The sequence below is a fragment of the Kitasatospora sp. MMS16-BH015 genome (assembly GCF_002943525.1).
Classification (GTDB): Bacteria; Actinomycetota; Actinomycetes; order Streptomycetales; family Streptomycetaceae; genus Kitasatospora.
Window position 1 is genome coordinate 2,891,888 of the sequence record NZ_CP025394.1, and the last position, 16,050, is coordinate 2,907,937.

The following is a 16,050-nucleotide window of genomic DNA, read 5'->3' on the forward strand; positions in this document are numbered from 1 at the left end:
GCCTCCGTCATCCCGCTCCGGTCCATCGATTCAGCCTGCGGCGAGCTGCCGCGCACGGGCCCGGGCCCAGCCCTCCGCGTGGAGGACGTCCTCCACCGTCAGGGAAGTTCCCGAGGCGGGGGCGCCGTGCTCGGCGACCACCTTGGCGACCGTGTCCACGATCGCGGTGAAGGCCAGGCGCCCCTTGAGGAAGGCGTCCACGCACTCCTCGTTGGCGGCGTTGAACACGGCCGGGGCCGTCCCGCCGAGCGTACCCACCTCGCGGGCGAGCGCCACGGCGGGGAAGGCCTCCTCGTCCAGCGGGAAGAACTCCCAGGTGGCGGCCTTGGTCCAGTCGCAGCCGGGCGCGGCATCCGGCACCCGCTCGGGCCAGCCGAGGCCCAGCGCGATCGGCATCCGCATGTCCGGCGGGCTGGCCTGGGCCAGCGTGGAGCCGTCCGTGAACTCCACCATCGAGTGGACGACGGACTGCGGATGGACCACGACCTCGATCCGGTCGAAGGGGATGTCGTAGAGCAGGTGGGCCTCGATGACCTCCAGGCCCTTGTTGACCAGGGTGGCCGAGTTGACCGTCACCACCGGGCCCATCGCCCAGGTCGGGTGGGCCAGCGCGTCCTCGACCGTGACGGCGGCCAGCTCGCTCTTCGTCCGCCCCCGGAACGGGCCGCCGCTGGCGGTGACCACCAGCTTGCGGACCTCCGCGCGGGTGCCGCCCGCCAGCGCCTGGAAGAGCGCGGCGTGCTCGGAGTCCACCGGCACGATCTGGCCGGGCCTGGCCACCGCCTTGACCAGCGGGCCGCCGACGATCAGCGACTCCTTGTTGGCCAGCACCAGCACCCGGCCGGCCCGCAGCGCGGCCAGCGTCGGGCCGAGGCCGATCGAGCCGGTGATCCCGTTGAGCACCGAGTGGCACTCCAGCCCGGCCAGCTCGGTGGCGGCCTCCGGGCCCGCCAGCAGCGTCGGCAGCGCGCGGCCTCCGGCCTTCGCGACGAGCGCCTCGCGCAGCGCGGGCAGCGCGGCCTCGTCGGCCACCGCGACGGTGTGCACGCCGAGCGCGAGCGCCTGCTCGGCCAGCAGCTCGACCCGGCCCCCGGCCGCCGAGAGGGCGACCACCTTGAACCGGTCGGGGTTGCGGAGCACCACGTCGATCGCCTGGGTGCCGATCGATCCGGTCGAGCCGAGGATGACCAGCTCCCGGGGACCGCTCGGGTCGGCGACCTTCGGAGTGAAGCGGGTGTGGGGGTGGGCGAGCTCGTTCATGGAGCCCATTGTGTCCTGCCGCACGGCCTCCGGTGTAGCGACCCCGCAGACTGCTCCGCCACCTGTTCCGCCACTTGCGCTACCGCCTGCTCTACCACCTGATCTACCGCCAGGTGCCGGTGTCGCCGACCTGGGCGCCCGGCAGTGTGCCGGAGGCCCGGGAGGAGCTCTCCACCGTCGTCAATTCGTCACCATCGTGACCTGCCAGTGCCGTCCGCCGAGCGTGCTGGCCAGCTCGGCGGTGCCGCGCCGGGCCGCCCGGAAGACGCCCGGGGTGACCCCGAGCGGGGCGGTCAGCCGGGCGGTGCCGACGGGCGCCAGCACGGCCCGGTCCGAGCTGACGGGCGCGGACCAGCGGCCGGCGGCGTCCCCGGTCAGGAACACCCCGACCTGGGCGCCGAGGGCCAGGCAGTACCGGCCCCCGTCCTGCTCGCCGAGCGTCCCGGCGGTCTGCGGCACCACGGGCTCCGGCAGGGCCCGGCAGGCGGGCGGAGGCGTGGCGGGGGCCGCCGGGGCCGCCGGGGCCGTGGGCGCCGCGCAGGCGGCCAGCAGCAGGAGCAGCGGGAGGAGGGTTCTGCGCACGGGCGGCCTTCCACGGTGGACCGGGGGCGTGCGGACTCGGCCGCACGCCCCCGGGTACGGGCTCAGTGCTGCTGGAACGGGCTGCGCCGCGAGCTCAGTGCTGGTTCGACGCGCTGGTGTACGCGCTCACGCAGCCGCCCGCGCCGCCGCCGAAGTTGTTGCTCCAGAGCGACTGGACCGCGAAGTTCGCGCCGTTCATGCCGACCACGGTCGAGGCGCCCTGCCCGCTGGAGATCCAGGCGCACTTGTCGCCGTTCTCCGCCCCCGCCGAATCCAGCCAGCCGCTGCTCGGCGCCGGGTCGGTGACCGTCTCGGCGTACTCGTGCCCACCCACGATGGTCACCCCCTCGTTGGTGGTGTCGATGCCCCCGCCGGAGACGAAGCCGGCGCCGCAGCCGCTGCCCGCGTCCGGCACGTACGGCATGTTGGTGTACGGCAGGTCGCCGCCGCCCGAGGCCGTGGTGTGGTCGTGCCAGGCGCAGTACTGGGTCTTGAAGCCCTGCGGGACGATGCCGTGCGGCACGTCCACGATGATCTGCACGTTGTCGCCCGAGACGCCGAAGTGCGCGGCGGCCCGGACGGCCTCGGCGGCGATCGCCGACTGGCCCGGGCGGTTGGGCGCCTTCACCCCGCTGTCCAGCCAGGTGCCCGCGACGGGGTTGCTCGCGGGGTGGCCGACCGCCGTGCCGGCGCCGTTGCACTGGGTGGTGCCGACGGCCACGCCCTGGCAGTACTGGGTGACCGAGTTGGACCAGGTGTCGCCGGAGCCGTAGGCGTGCTGGAAGAAGGAGAGCTGCAGCGGGGCCAGGCCGGCGGGGTCGTTGGTGATCGTGGAGCCGCTGCCCCACTGGCTGCCCCAGTAGACGATGTAGATCTTCGGGTCGGTGACGATGTTGCCCCCGCCGTAGGCGAGGTTGCCGCCGGTGGCGGCGGGCACGCCGCCGTGGGCGTGCATCGCGTGGCCGGCGGTCTCGGGAGGCTGCGCCCCGGCGGGGGCGGCACAGAGCGCGGCCGCGGCCAGGGCGGCGGCGGGCGCGGCGAGGTACTTGAGCGAACGCAGCAAGGCATAGCCCTTCGACTGAGGGTGATCGAAGAACGCGCTGATCCGTGGGGGTGGCCCGGTGGGTGTCCGGGGCGCGGCCGAGCGTAGTGAGGCTGACGAGTGGGGGTCAAGAGAACCAACGAGTAGGAAAATCAAGGGAGTTGAGCCCTGTACGCATGACGGAGCCCCCGTCTCCGCAGGGCGGTGACGGGGGCTCGGCGCAGGTCTGGTCAGCCTGGTCCGGCTGCCCCGAGGACCTCGGAGGATCCCAGAGGACTCAGAGGACTCAGAGGACTCAGAGCGCTCAGAGCGCTCAGAGGGAGAGGCCGGTGAGGACCATGACCTTCTCGTAGGTGAAGTCGTCCATCGCGTAGCGGACGCCCTCGCGGCCGACGCCGGAGTCCTTGACGCCGCCGTACGGCATCTGGTCGGCGCGGTAGGACGGGGCGTCGCCGATGATCACGCCGCCCACCTCCAGCTCGGTGTGGGCGCGGAAGGCCAGCTGCACGTCGTGGGTGAAGACACCGGCCTGGAGGCCGAACTTCGAGTCGTTGACCAGGGCGAAGGCCTCGTCGGTCGACTCCACCTTGTGCAGCGAGAGCACCGGGCCGAAGACCTCGGCGGTGGCCAGGATCGCGTCCTCGGGCAGCTCGGTGAGCACGGTCGGCGCGTACTGCGCACCCTCGCGGGTGCCGCCGGTGAGCACCTTGGCGCCCTTGGCCACGGCGTCCTCGACCCAGGACTCGACGCGCTTGGCGGCGTTCTCGTCCACCAGCGGGCCGACGTCGGTGGCGTCCTCGGACGGGTTGCCGGTGACCTGCTCCTTGACCTTGGCCACGACCTTCTCGACCAGCGCGTCGTAGACCGAGGCGTCGGCGATCACGCGCTGCACCGAGATGCAGGACTGGCCGCCCTGGTAGTTGGAGAACATCGCGATCCGGGTGGCGGCCCAGTCGAGGTCGGCCTCGGAGGAGTAGTCGGCCAGCACGACCGCCGCGGCGTTGCCGCCGAGCTCCAGGGTGACGTGCTTGCGCGGCACCGAGTCCATGATCTGGTAGCCGACCTTGTCCGAACCGGTGAAGGAGATCACCGGCAGACGGTCGTCCTGGACCAGGGCGGGCATCTTCTCGTTGGCGACCGGGAGCACGCTCCAGGAACCGGCCGGCAGGTCGGTCTCGGCCAGCAGCTCGCCCAGCACCAGCGCGGAGAGCGGGGTGGAGGGGGCCGGCTTGAGGATGATCGGGGCGCCGACGGCGATCGCCGGGGCGACCTTGTGGGCGACCAGGTTGAGCGGGAAGTTGAACGGGGCGATGCCCAGCACCACGCCGCGCGGGAAGCGGCGCACCACCGCGAAGCGGCCCACGCCACCCGGGTCGGTGTCCAGGCGCATGGTCTCGCCGTTGGTCCGGCGGGCCTCCTCGGCGGCCCAGCGGAACACCGAGGCGGCGCGGCCGACCTCGCCACGGGCCCACTTGATCGGCTTGCCGTTCTCGGCCGTGATCAGCCGGGCGATCTCCTCGGCGCGCTCGGTCAGCCGGCGGGACACGTGGTCCAGCGCGGCGGCCCGGACGTGCGCGGGGGTCGTGGCGAAGACCGGAGCCGCGGCGACGGCGGCGTCCAGCGCCTCCTCCACCTGCGCGTCGGTGGGCACGCTGACCTTGCCGACCAGGCTGCCGTCGAACGGGTGGTGGACCTCGAACTCCGTCTCGCCGCTCGCCCGGCGGCCGGCCAGCCAGAAGTCATGAGTGGTGGTCACGGTCACACCGGCCCTCTCGTCTGCGCCCCACGCGGGTCGTGAAGCCTCGGACCCAACGGTAGGGCGGAGCACCCGTCAGACGGATTGGACACGGTGGAGTGGTCACTCGTGTGACTTCGCCAAGTTGCAGAAAGCAGGGGCGCGGGGAACGGCGCGGCCCACCCCGCACTCTGCCGCTGTCTTACCTGCATGCCCTCGTTGCACTATCCGTTGACGGTGCAACTGACTGCGCGGGCGAGATGGCGACTCCGCTTCTCCCGACCTCGCGCAGTTCCCCGCGCCCCTGACCGTGCCTACTCCTCCCCGGCGCGGAGCGCGAGCCAGAGCTCCATCCGGACGTCCGTGTCGTCCAGCGAGCGCCCCAGGAGTTCCTCGACCCGCCGCATCCGGTACCGCAGGGTGTGCCGGTGCACGCCGAGGTCGGCGGCGGCCGCGTCCCACTGGCCGTGGCGGGAGAGCCAGGCCCGCAGCGAAGCGACCAGGTCGCCGCGCGAGGTGCGGTCGTGCTCGCGCAGCGGGCGGAGCAGGCCCTCGGCGAAGGCCGTCACGGCCTCCTCGCCGAGCAGCGGCAGCAGCGAACCCGCGCCGACCTCCTCGTGGTCGACCGAGCGCTTGCCGCCGCGCAGCGCCACCGCCAGGGCCCGCTCGGCCTGGGCGAAGGCCACGCCGGCCTCCTCCAGGGTGGTCGGGGCGGAGACGCCGACGGCCAGGCCCTCGTGCTCCTCCACCGCGCCGAGGCAGGCGCGGTGCGCGGCGCCGTTGTCGGCGGCCAGCACCACCAGGCGGGCGCCGTGCGGGCCCTCCTCGCGGGAGACCAGCAGCTTCTCGCCGACCCGGCCGCCGGCCTGCTCGGCCCGGTCGCCCAGCTCGCCGACCGCCTCGGTGGCGTCGGTGCCCGGGGCGGCCCCGGCGACCAGCACCCGGACGGTACCCTCCGGCAGCCCGCCGAACAGGCCCGAGGCGACCTGCCGGGCCGTCGGGACCTCCCCCGCCAGCACCATGCCGAGCAGCGCCGCGCCCATCCGCTCCTCGGCCTGCCGCAGCTCGCGGGAGCGCTCCAGGGTGAGGGTGAGCAGCGCCACGGCGGCGTTCAGCACGTACCGCTCGGTGGGGGTGATGCGGTCCTCGGTGCCGACGGCCAGGAAGCCGCGGGCCCGGCGGTCGGCGCCCAGCGACTGGACCACCACGTAGTCCTCGTCCGCGGTGTCGATGCCCGGGGAGCGGCCCTGCAGCGCGGCGCTCGACGGGGCGGGGCGACGGCGCAGCCGGTCGACCTCGGCCGCGAGCCGGCCCGCCCGGCGGGCGGCCCAGTCGGGGGCCACGGCAGAGAGGGCGCCGGAGCCGTCGTAGAGCGCGGCCCAGCCGCCGAGGCGGGCGGCGAGTCTGCGGACCACCGCGGTGGTGCCGTCCTTGCCGAGGGCGGCCCGGGTCAGCTCCTCCTGGGCCTCGAAGCTGGTGGTGACCGCCTCGTACTGCTCGGCGGCCAGCGCGGCCGAGACCGACTTGCTGATCGCGATGAACGGCGTGGCCTCCGGCACCCGCAGCAGCGGCAGGCCGCGCTGCGCGGCGGCGTCCACCAACGGCTGCGGCACCTCGGCGTGCGAGAGCCCGACCCCGAGGCCCAGCCCCACGACCCCCGCGTCGGCCAGCCGGTGCACGTACGCCTGCAGGCTCGCGGCGCTCTTGCCCAGCTTGATGCCGGTGGTGAGCAGCAGCTCCCCGCCCTCCAGGAAGGGGGTCGGATCGTCCAGCTCACTGGTGTGCACCCAGCGGACGGGCCGTTCTAGATGGTCCGCACCGGCCAGGACGGTCAGGTGGAGCGAGCTGTTGCGGACGACGGAGGCGAGAGTGGGGGGCATGGCACCTTCGATGGTTCGACCTGGTCGCCCCGTTGCGACCGGCGAGGGCTGAGCGTCTCCCCACCATTATGGACGCGCCGGACAACCGCCGGGACCGAATCCTCCGTAGCGGCGCCCTTACCCTCAGCTCCGCGGCCTCTCAGCTCCGCACCCTCTCGGCTCCGCAGCCTCTCAGCTCCGCAGGTCGACCAGGACGGGTGGCACCTGCTCACCCGCCACCGTGGTCAGCGAGATCACCGCGTGGCCGGTGGGCAGGGCGTGGGCCAGGTCGGAGGGGGACCAGCGGTGGCGCTCCACGTCGCGGGTGGTGATGCTCTCGGTCTGGGCGGTGGTGCCGGAGAGGGCCTTGCGGCCGGCCCGGCCGAGCTTGCGGAGGAAGCCGCCGGAAGTGTCGGGGGCGTGGGTGACGGCCTTCTCCTGGACCAGGTGGGTGCCCCAGGCCTCGGAGAAGAGCCGGCCATCCCAGGGGGCGATGCCCGGGAAGGCCATCCGGCAGCCGACCGCGCCGAACAGCGGGGCGCGCAGCGCCTCGGGCAGGTCCACCAGGGTGCGCAGCAGCAGCACCGCCCCGGCATTGGCCCCGCGCAGCCGCTGCAGGCCCCGCACGATCGGCGCGTCCACCGCCGCCGAGGCGTCGTCCACCACCAGGCCGGCGAAGAGCGAGCGGTCGGTGCGCACGGCGGTGGCCTGCAGGAACTGCCCCACCACCAGCCGGGCCAGGATCCGGGCCGCCTCCGGGTGGCTCTGCTCGGGCAGCTTGACCCGCACCCGCAGCGGGTGGTCCAGCGCCCGCATCGCGAAGGCGGGCCTGGCGCCCTCCCCGGCGGCGAACTGCCCGGCGAAGGCCGGGCGGTCGAGCAGGGCCAGGCGGTCGGCGAGCAGCGCGCCGGGGTCGTCGGCCCGGCCGCGCTGGCGCTCGCGGTGGTGCAGGTCGGGCTCGTGCTCGGCGTACCGGCCGGCCTTGCGGAGCGTCTCGGCCAGCACGGCCCAGCGCTCGGCGCCGTCCTCGCTGCCGCCCAGCAGCTCGCGCAGCTCGCGGACCCCGGGGTAGCGGCCGTAGGCGGCGTGGAACGGGCCGACGGTCTGCTGGAGCGCGATCCGGGCGCTCTCGGCGCGGGGGGCCAGCTCGTCGGGGAGCAGGGCGTCGGCCAGGCGGGCGGCAGCCTCGTCCACCTCGCGGGCGGCGCCGTAGAGGTCGAGCCCGTAGGCGGTGACCGGGTCGCCGGGGGCGATCACCACGTCGTACCAGGAGTCCGGGCCGAGGTTGGCCTCGGCGGCGCCGATCACCACGGCGCAGGCGGTGCCGGCCAGGGCCTGGAGGCAGAGCGCCTCGGCCACCGGGCGGGCCAGCCGGGCGGTCTTGCCGGTGCCGGCCGGGCCGACGGCGAGCAGCGAGGTGGCGAGCAGCGCGGGGTCGAGGGCGAAGCCGGCCGCGCGGTGGGCGGGCGGGTTCTTCACCACGTCCTGGGCGGTGCCGAGCCGCACCTGACGGGTCAGCAGGTCGTGCCCGGCGCCGCGGCCGGGCAGGTCGCGGGCCTCGGAGGGGTGCGCGCAGGCGGCGGCGCCCCGGGCGGCGACCTCGGCCAGGAACTCGGGCAGCCGGGCCGGTTCGCCGAGCACGCCCTCCCAGGCGCGCTGGATCCGGACGTAGTCCACGTCGCCGACGGCCGCCGCGTCCAGCGCGGCCGCGGCCTGCGGGGCGCCGCCGTGGCGCAGCCCGTACCAGGGGTCGGTGACCGGGGCGGGGGCGGGCGTCTGCGCTTCGGCGGGCTGCTCGTGGGTGACGGCGCGGGCGAGCAGCGGGGCGACCCAGCGCCGCCAGACCTCGGGCCAGCGGCCCATCCGGCCGAAGAAACGAATCGCCAGGATCACCGCGCCCAGCTGGAGCACCACCACCAGCAGGGTGGCCGGGGCCTCGGAACTCGGCGCCGGGATGCCGAACAGACTCATCAGGTAGTAGACGAGCACGGGGGCATAGAGCGCAGCCGGCCAGGCCACCAGCAGGTTGAGCGCCGCGCGCAGCAGCAGCGGCCCGGCCGGCACCTCGGCGTCCTTGCTCCGGGCCGGGTCGAGCGGACGGTAGCCGTAGCGCAGCACGCCGGGCGCGGCCTCCGGGCGCGGGGCGTACACCCAGCCGGCCAGGTCGAAGCCCGCTCCGAAGCCCGCTCCGGTGCCCGGTACGGCCCCGGGTACGGCGCTCGGTGCGGCCCCGGGCTGGGGCCCGAGGGCCCGCTGCGGCGGCAGGCCGCCCGGCCCGCCGTGCCCGCCAGGACCGCCAGGACCGCCAGGACCGCCAGGACCGCCAGGACCGCCAGGACCGCCAGGACCGTGACCGGCTTCCCCCTGAGCGCCCTGCCCCCGACCGGCCTGCCCCTGACCGGCCTGCCCGGCCTGCTGACCGTACGCGCCGTCCAAGCCCATCCCTGGCCCCGCTCTCTCGACACCCCGGCCGCCCGCGCGCCCCATGCGGCCCCGAAGCGGCAGATACCCACGCCGCCCTCGCGGCGACACGCCCGCGCTCAATCTAGTGGAGGGGAGGGCCCTGGCAGCCGATCTCCACCCGCTGGCCGCGCCGGACAAGTCGGACGGGCTACTGCTACCTAGTGGCGCATGCCCGGCGCCGGTACCCGGCCGTAGCCTTCGAAGGACGACGCCTTGAGAAATCTGGAGAACACCATGAGCGCTGTTACGCCGCTCCCGCAGGAGCGCCGCCTGGTCACCGCCGTGCCCGGCCCGAAGTCGCAGGAGCTTCAGGCCCGCAAGCTCGGCGCGGTGGCCGCCGGTGTCGGCACCACCCTGCCGGTGTACGTGACCCGCGCCAACGGTGGCGTGCTGGAGGACGTGGACGGCAACTCGCTTATCGACTTCGGCTCCGGCATCGCCGTGACCAACGTCGGCAACAGCGCCGAGGCCGTCGTCGCCAAGGCGAGCGAGCAGCTGGCCGCCTTCACCCACACCTGCTTCATGGTGACCCCGTACGAGGGCTACGTCGCCGTCGCCGAGCAGCTCAACGAGCTGACCCCGGGCGACCACGACAAGCGCACCGCCCTCTTCAACTCGGGCGCCGAGGCCGTCGAGAACGCCATCAAGATCGCGCGTGCCTACACCAAGCGCACCGCCGTCGTGGTCTTCGACCACGGCTACCACGGCCGCACCAACCTCACCATGGGCATGACGGCGAAGAACATGCCGTACAAGCAGGGCTTCGGCCCGTTCGCCCCCGAGGTCTACCGCGTGCCGGTGGCCTACCCCTACCGCTGGCTGACCGGTGCGGAGAACTGCGCCGCCGAGGCCGCCGCGCAGGCGATCGACATCATCAACAAGCAGATCGGCGCCGACAACGTCGCCGCCATCGTGATCGAGCCGATCCAGGGCGAGGGCGGCTTCATCGAGCCGGCCAAGGGCTTCCTGCCGGCCATCGTCGAGTACGCCAAGGCGAACGGCATCGTCTTCGTCGCCGACGAGATCCAGACCGGCTTCTGCCGCACCGGCCAGTGGTTCGCCTGTGACGACGAGGGCATCGTCCCGGACCTGATCACCACCGCCAAGGGCATCGCCGGCGGCCTGCCGCTGGCCGCCGTGACCGGCCGCGCCGAGATCATGGACGCCGCGCACGCCGGTGGCCTGGGCGGCACCTACGGTGGCAACCCGGTCGCCTGCGCCGCCGCGCTGGGCTCGATCGAGACCATGAAGGAGCTCGACCTCAACGCCAAGGCGCAGCGCATCGGCGAGGTCATGCTCGGCCGCCTGCGCGCCATGGCCGAGAAGTTCGACGTGATCGGCGAGGTCCGCGGCCGCGGCGCGATGATCGCCGTCGAGCTGGTCAAGCCGGGCAGCAAGGACCCGAACCCCGAGTTCACCGCCGCCGTCGCCAAGGCCTGCCACGCCGAGGGCCTGGTCGTGCTGACCGCCGGCACCTACGGCAACGTGCTGCGCTTCCTGCCGCCGCTGGTCATGCCGGAGCACCTGCTCGTCGAGGGCCTCGACATCATCGAGAACGCCTTCGCCACGGTCTGAGTCGTGTCCCGGGCCGTGGCCCGGGCCGTGGCCTGAGTCGTGGCCCGAGAGGGTGGTCCGAGCCCCGCGCAGCTACGTCTGTGCGGCTCGGGCCACCCTTTCGTACAGTCGTACTCCGCATCGGCTCCACCCGGTGAAGATGCTGTGCGAAAGCTCTGAAGTCCCTGGGAGTCGCAGCGCTCCTGACGTACCTTGGTAACAGATGGACAGCGAGCTGACACCCTCAGCGACACCGGCCGTCGCCCCGTCAGGGGCGGTGGCAGCCGAGGACCGATCGACCGGCCGTCCGGCCCACACCCCCCGGGCCACGCGGATCGGCGATCTTCCCAGCCGCCCTGGAGCTCTCCCCCCTGCTCCAGGGCGGCTCTCACATGCCCGGGCACAGCCCTGGCTGCCGGTGCTGCTGCTCGCCCTGCTGGTGTTGATCTCCTGGCAGGTCGCCGTCCACGGGCCACTGCTCGACCTGGACCTGCACGTCCGGTCCTTGGTCCACTCGACCCGGCTGAGCCTGGGCGGCCAACTGCCCCCGGGCGCCACCGACGCCGGCCTCGGCCACCTCCGTCCGGCCCACCCCGGCCCCGACGGCTTCTGGCTGGACCGCCTCGGCCGCGGCCTCTCCGACCTCGGCAACACCATCCCGGCCATCCCCGTCCTACTCGCCGCCGGCGCCCTGGCCGCCTGGCGGCACCGCCGCACGGGCCTGCGCCGTTGGTGGCTCCCGCTGCCGACGGCCGCCGTCACGGCCCTGCTCATCCCCGCCCTGGTGATCCCCGCCAAGAACTGGTTCGCCCGCCCCGGCCCGCTCGGCACCCCGCTGCACCCCGGCGAGTGGGGCTGGTACCCGTCCGGCCACACCGCCACCTCGGCCATCGCCTACGGCACCGCCACCTTGCTGCTCTGCCGGGCCTTCCCCGGCCCGGCCCTGCACCGCCGGCTGACCGCCCTCACCGCCCTGGCCTGCCTCGGCGTCGGCTGGGGCCTGGTCTGGAGCGACTTCCACTGGCTGCTCGACGTGCTGGCGAGCTGGTGCCTGGCGGGGTTGCTGCTCTGGACCCTCGCCCGCGCCACGGCCCCGGGCGGCCTCCTCAGCCCGGCCGGCCCGGCGAGCCAGGTACGGCCCCCGGCCGATCCGGACGCGACGCCGCCGCTGCCCGGGGCCTGACCGCTGCCCCCCGAGACCTGACCGCTGCCGACGGGCCACCCGCGCGCAAGCCACTCACCCTCGGCTCGCCCGCCCTCGACCCGCGCGCCCTCAGGTCACTCACCCTCGTGACGGTGGACCAGGCCGGGCTCGCCGCTGTCCCGCTGCCACTCGACGACCAGCTCGTCCCGGGCACCGAAGCGGACCAGGTGACGGCCCACCACGTCCTCCAACTGCGCCAGGTCGGCCGCCTCGCCCTCGACGGCGAGCGCCAGCACGCCCGGCTCGGCCACCAGGGTGGCCGTCCCGGCACGGAAGGCGACCTCGCCCCGACCGGTCTCCTCCGACCAGCTCGCCTCGACCTTGCGGCCGAGGTGCGCGGCCAACTGCTTGCCGTACCGCGCGGGGCGGTCGGTACTCACACGGGCTTCCGAACGGGCCATCGTGATCACTCCTGAATCGGTTCGTACGACTGTCTCTGCTGCACCGGCTGTCACTGCCGTCTTTACCTCACGCTAGCCCAGATACTGAGCTAAGCTCAAGGTGTCATTGACTCTGCATATCCGTCCGCCCATCCGCCCACACGCCCATCCACCCGTGGCCCACCGAGCCGTCCGCCTGTGACTCGCGCGCCCGTCCGCCCATTGCCCCACGTACCCACCACCCCGCGTACCCGCTGCCTCGCCCCGCCCGCCGGTGCGCCACCGACCGGCCCCCGGCCCGACCGGGGCGGGTAGCCTGGGCCCACCTCTCCCCCGGCCACCGCGGCCGGGGTCGTCCGCAGCCCAGCCCAGCCCGGGAGCCCCGACCATGACCACCCCGCCGCCCGAGACCGCCGCCGAGCTCGCCGACGCGCTGACCCGGGCGATGAAGCGGATCCGGCGGCAGACCATGTACCGGCTGGAGCCGTACGGGATCACCCCGGGCCAGGCCCGCGCGCTGCGGATGCTCGCCCACAACCCGGGCTGCAAGGGCAGCGAGGCGATCCGGCTCAGCGCGCTGGCCGAACGCCTCCACATCGCGCCGCGCTCGGCCACCACCGTGGTCGACGCCCTCGAAGAGGCCGGCCTGGTCGAACGGACGCCGGACCCGGCCGACCGCCGCGCCGTCCGGGTCACCCTCACCGAGGCCGGCCACGCCGCCCTCGAACGGATCGGCCGAGTCCGCCACGAGGTGGCCCAGGAGTACTTCGGCCCGATTGCCGGCCCCGAACAGGAGGCTCTCCTCCGGGCCCTCCGCACCGCCGAACTCGCCCACGAGGCCCGCCAGACCGGCGATCGGACCCCCGTCCCGATCGCCGCTCCGGCCACCTCCCCGGCATCGGCCGCCGACCTCGGCTGACACCCGCTCATCCCTGGACCGTCTGCATCCGCTGCGCCTCTCCGTCCCGCTCCGTTCCGTTCCGCTCCGTTCCGCTCCGTTCCGCTCCACGTCAGCGAGCCCGCAGCGCGACCCCGCCGACAGTTCCGTTGGCGGCCCCGGCCTGGGCTCCACCCTCGGCCTGACGGTCCCTCGAGCGCCGTGCCGGCGCAGCCATCCACCCCGGTCGGGCCAGACCGGCCATCAGGCCCGGCCGCAGCGCGGTCAACCCGATGCCGAGGACGACCAGGGCGGCTGCGCCGCCGGCCAGCGGGCTGATCCGCTCGCCGAGCAGCAGCCAGGAGGAGGACATCCCGAAGACCGGCACCAGCAACGAGTACGGCGCGACGGACGAGGCGTCGTAGGTGCGGAGCAGGAAGCTCCAGGCGACGAAGCCGAACAGGGTGGCCCCCAGGCCGACGAAGGCGATCGCGCCGAGGCCCGAGAAGGTGATGCCGGCCAGTGCGTGCAGGTCGGCCGAGGGACCCTCGACCAGCAGGGAGAGCGCGAGCAGCGGCAGCGGTGGGACGACGCTGACCCAGACCATCCAGCGCAGGGCATCCGGCGGGGCGGCCCGCCGGGTGAGCACGTTGGAGAGGCCCCAGAACACCGCCGAGACGATGACCAGCACGAACGCGCCGATCGGCCCGCCGATGCCACGGTCCACGGCGGCCAGGCAGATCCCGCCGAAGGCGATCGCCAGGCCCAGCACCCGACGGCCGCCCGGACGCTCGCGCAGCATCACCGTGGCGAACAGCGCCGTGAAGATCGCCTGACTCTGCAGCACCAGCGAGGAGAGCCCGGCGGGCATCCCCGCGTGCATGCCCAGGAAGAGCAGCCCGAACTTCACCACCCCGAGCGTGCAGCCGACCAGCAACACCCAGCGCCAGGCCACCCGAGGCCGGCCGACGAAGAAGACGGCGGGCACCGCCACGACGGTGAACCGCAGTGCGCAGAAGAGCAGCGGAGGGAAGTTCTCCAGGCCCACGTGGATGACCACGAAGTTGAGGCCCCAGACGGCGGCGATCAGGACGGCGAGGGCGATGTGACGCGGCGTCATGGCGCCGGTGGCGGACCGGGCGGTGCCGGACCGGGCGGGCATGGCGGTGGCGGGTGAGCTGCTGTTCCGTGGCATGTGACGAGCATCCCGGAGTACAACCGTGTAGCACCAGCGATGATTACTGAAGGCCATACTTCAGCATCACTACACAGTGACCGCCTCCGGCTGGCTACCATCAGGGTCATGATGGATCTCGGTCGACTGCGGGCGCTGCGCGCGGTGGCGGTGCACGGTTCGGTGGGCGGCGCGGCGGCGGCGCTGGGCTTCACGCCCTCGGCGGTCTCCCAGCAGATCTCCAAGCTGGAACGGGAGACCCGCACCGTGCTGTTGGAACGGCAGGGCCGGGGCGTGGTGCTGACCGACGCGGCCCAACAGCTCGCCAACACCGCGCAGCAGGTGCTCGCCCTGGTCGAACAGGCCGAGGTGACGCTGGAGGAGCAGCGCGGGCAGGCCGTCGGCCGGCTGATGGTCGCGACCTTCGCCACCGGCGCGCGGGGCCTGCTGCCCGGAGCCCTCGCCGAGCTGCGAGAGACCTGCCCCGAACTCGACGTCCGCCTGCTGGAGACCGACCCCTACCTCGCGGCCGAACTGGTCGCCCGGGGCGAGGTCGACCTCGCGCTGGTCCAGGACTGGCCGACCGTGCCGCTGCCGGTCCAGGACGGGCTGGCCCGGCTCGACCTCGGGCCCGACCCGGTCGACCTGCTGCTCCGCGAGGAGGACCCGCTGGCGGCCCTCACCGTGGTGCCGGTGGCCCGCCTCTGCGGACGGCGCTGGATCAGCGTGCCGCCGGGGAACATCTGCCACGACTGGCTGGTCCGCACCATGCGGGAGGCCGGCGAGGAGCCGGACGTCCACTACCAGGTCGGCGAGTTCGAGACCCAGATCGCCCTCATCGCGGCCGGCCTCGGCGTCGGCCTGGTCCCCCGGCTCGGCCGCGGCACCCTACCGCCCGGGGTGGTCGCCCGCCCGGTGGTGCCCGAACCCGCCCGCCGCGTCTTCCTCCTCTGGCGCAGCCAGGCCTCGCGCCGCCCGGCCATCACGGCCGCTCTGTCCGCCGTCCAACGCCACTGGCAGCCCCGCCCGACCGCTCCAGCCGTTCCAGCCACTCCAGCCGTTCCGGCAACGCCTGAGCACACCCGCCTCAGCCCGCGAAACCGATGACCAGCCAGAGGAAGCCCACGCCCAGCAGGGTGCAGAGCAACGTCGAACGGGACGGGTGGGGGCTGTGCGCCTCCGGCAGGATGTCGGAGGTCGCCAGGTAGAGCAGGAAGCCGGCGAAGAACCCGAGGTAGAGCCCCAGCACGTGCTCGGGGATGGTGAACAGCAGCGTGATCCCGGCCCCGGTGACGGGCGCCAACGCATCCGCCCCGAGCAGGGCCAACGCCCGACGCCGGTCGTTCCCGTACATCCGGGTGATCGTGTACGTGTTGAACCCGTCCGCGAAGTCGTGCGCCACGACGGCGATCGCCACCACCGTGCCGACGGTACTGCCAGCCTGGAAGGCCGCACCGATCGCGAACCCGTCCATCAGGCTGTGCCCCACCAGCGCACCGGCGGCCGCCAACCCGACCCCCTGCCGTCCGTGACTGTGAGCGTGACCATGGCCGTGACCGTGCCCATGGCCGTGGCTCTGTGACCGGCCGTGAGTGTGCTCGGCGTACTCGTCCTCGTGACTGCGGTGGATCGCCACCGCCCGCTCGATGATGTGGATGGTCAGGAAGCCCGCCGCGAACATCAGCAGCGCCTGCGGGACGCCGTGGATCTCGTCCGGCGCGGCGTGCAGGGCCTCCGGCAGGAGGTCGAAGGCGACCACCCCGAGCATCAGCCCGGCGGCGAACCCCAGCACCAGGTGCCGCCGGTCCCCGGTCCGCTGGGCGACGAAGCCGCCGATCAGCGTCATCATGAACGCTCCGGCGGCGACGAGTATCGCCGTCATCCACTTCCCTCCCGCTGCTTCCCTGACCGCCCCGGCCA

Annotated in this window: 14 protein-coding genes; 5 read left to right on the top strand and 9 right to left on the bottom strand. The window is 74.0% G+C overall.

Going from position 1 to position 16,050, the window contains the following annotated elements:
* Positions 1-30 precede the first annotated feature (30 nt).
* Complete coding sequence (gene dxr / locus CFP65_RS12495; RefSeq protein ID WP_104820824.1) at positions 31-1,260, bottom strand: 1-deoxy-D-xylulose-5-phosphate reductoisomerase; 1,230 nt, start codon at positions 1,258-1,260, stop codon at positions 31-33.
* Positions 1,261-1,334: 74 nt separating this feature from the next.
* On the opposite strand from dxr, the gene CFP65_RS41790 reads away from it, so the two are divergent.
* Positions 1,335-1,460, top strand: coding sequence for a hypothetical protein (locus CFP65_RS41790; protein WP_256387271.1), 126 nt, complete (start codon positions 1,335-1,337; stop codon positions 1,458-1,460).
* On the opposite strand, the gene CFP65_RS12500 is transcribed toward CFP65_RS41790, so the two are convergent.
* The 5 genes from CFP65_RS12500 to CFP65_RS12520 form a co-directional block, all read right to left on the bottom strand.
* Positions 1,441-1,842 (bottom strand): hypothetical protein, encoded by a 402-nt coding sequence (locus CFP65_RS12500; RefSeq protein WP_104816172.1) that lies wholly within the window; start codon positions 1,840-1,842, stop codon positions 1,441-1,443. The genes CFP65_RS41790 and CFP65_RS12500 overlap by 20 nt on opposite strands.
* A 94-nt stretch (positions 1,843-1,936) precedes the next feature.
* Positions 1,937-2,905, bottom strand: a complete 969-nt coding sequence (locus tag CFP65_RS12505) for a hypothetical protein (RefSeq protein ID WP_104816173.1) — start codon at positions 2,903-2,905, stop codon at positions 1,937-1,939.
* Between the two features lie 292 nt (positions 2,906-3,197).
* Positions 3,198-4,640, bottom strand: coding sequence for an aldehyde dehydrogenase family protein (locus CFP65_RS12510; protein ID WP_104820825.1), 1,443 nt, complete (start codon positions 4,638-4,640; stop codon positions 3,198-3,200).
* Between the two features lie 293 nt (positions 4,641-4,933).
* Positions 4,934-6,499, bottom strand: a complete 1,566-nt coding sequence (locus CFP65_RS12515; protein ID WP_104816174.1) for a PucR family transcriptional regulator — start codon at positions 6,497-6,499, stop codon at positions 4,934-4,936.
* A gap of 171 nt (positions 6,500-6,670) precedes the next feature.
* Complete coding sequence (locus CFP65_RS12520) at positions 6,671-8,629, bottom strand: ATP-binding protein (RefSeq protein ID WP_104816175.1); 1,959 nt, start codon at positions 8,627-8,629, stop codon at positions 6,671-6,673.
* A 546-nt stretch (positions 8,630-9,175) separates the two neighbouring features.
* On the opposite strand from CFP65_RS12520, the gene gabT reads away from it, so the two are divergent.
* Entirely contained in the window at positions 9,176-10,516 is a 1,341-nt protein-coding gene (gene gabT, locus CFP65_RS12525) for a 4-aminobutyrate--2-oxoglutarate transaminase (protein WP_104816176.1), read from the top strand.
* A gap of 397 nt (positions 10,517-10,913) precedes the next feature.
* Positions 10,914-11,678, top strand: coding sequence for a phosphatase PAP2 family protein (locus tag CFP65_RS12530; RefSeq protein ID WP_254552359.1), 765 nt, complete (start codon positions 10,914-10,916; stop codon positions 11,676-11,678).
* A 95-nt stretch (positions 11,679-11,773) separates the two neighbouring features.
* Here the strand turns inward: CFP65_RS12530 and CFP65_RS12535 are convergent, their stop codons facing one another.
* Complete coding sequence (locus CFP65_RS12535; RefSeq protein WP_254552360.1) at positions 11,774-12,079, bottom strand: DUF2218 domain-containing protein; 306 nt, start codon at positions 12,077-12,079, stop codon at positions 11,774-11,776.
* A 388-nt stretch (positions 12,080-12,467) separates the two neighbouring features.
* Here CFP65_RS12535 and CFP65_RS12540 point away from each other — a divergent pair, with 388 nt between their 5' ends.
* Positions 12,468-12,998: a MarR family winged helix-turn-helix transcriptional regulator gene (locus tag CFP65_RS12540; protein WP_174805526.1), complete on the top strand. Its 531-nt coding sequence runs from the start codon at positions 12,468-12,470 to the stop codon at positions 12,996-12,998.
* A 91-nt stretch (positions 12,999-13,089) separates the two neighbouring features.
* On the opposite strand, the gene CFP65_RS12545 is transcribed toward CFP65_RS12540, so the two are convergent.
* The gene (locus CFP65_RS12545; RefSeq protein ID WP_104820827.1) at positions 13,090-14,076 is read right to left on the bottom strand and encodes an EamA family transporter; all 987 of its coding nucleotides are present in this window, start codon (positions 14,074-14,076) and stop codon (positions 13,090-13,092) included.
* Between the two features lie 183 nt (positions 14,077-14,259).
* Between CFP65_RS12545 and CFP65_RS12550 the strand changes: the two genes are divergently transcribed.
* Positions 14,260-15,237 carry a LysR family transcriptional regulator gene (locus tag CFP65_RS12550; protein WP_104816179.1) on the top strand — a complete coding sequence of 326 codons (978 nt, stop codon included), beginning with the start codon at positions 14,260-14,262 and terminating at the stop codon, positions 15,235-15,237.
* On the opposite strand, the gene CFP65_RS12555 is transcribed toward CFP65_RS12550, so the two are convergent.
* Entirely contained in the window at positions 15,218-16,012 is a 795-nt protein-coding gene (locus tag CFP65_RS12555; protein ID WP_104816180.1) for a ZIP family metal transporter, read from the bottom strand. The genes CFP65_RS12550 and CFP65_RS12555 overlap by 20 nt on opposite strands.
* Positions 16,013-16,050: the final 38 nt, after the last annotated feature.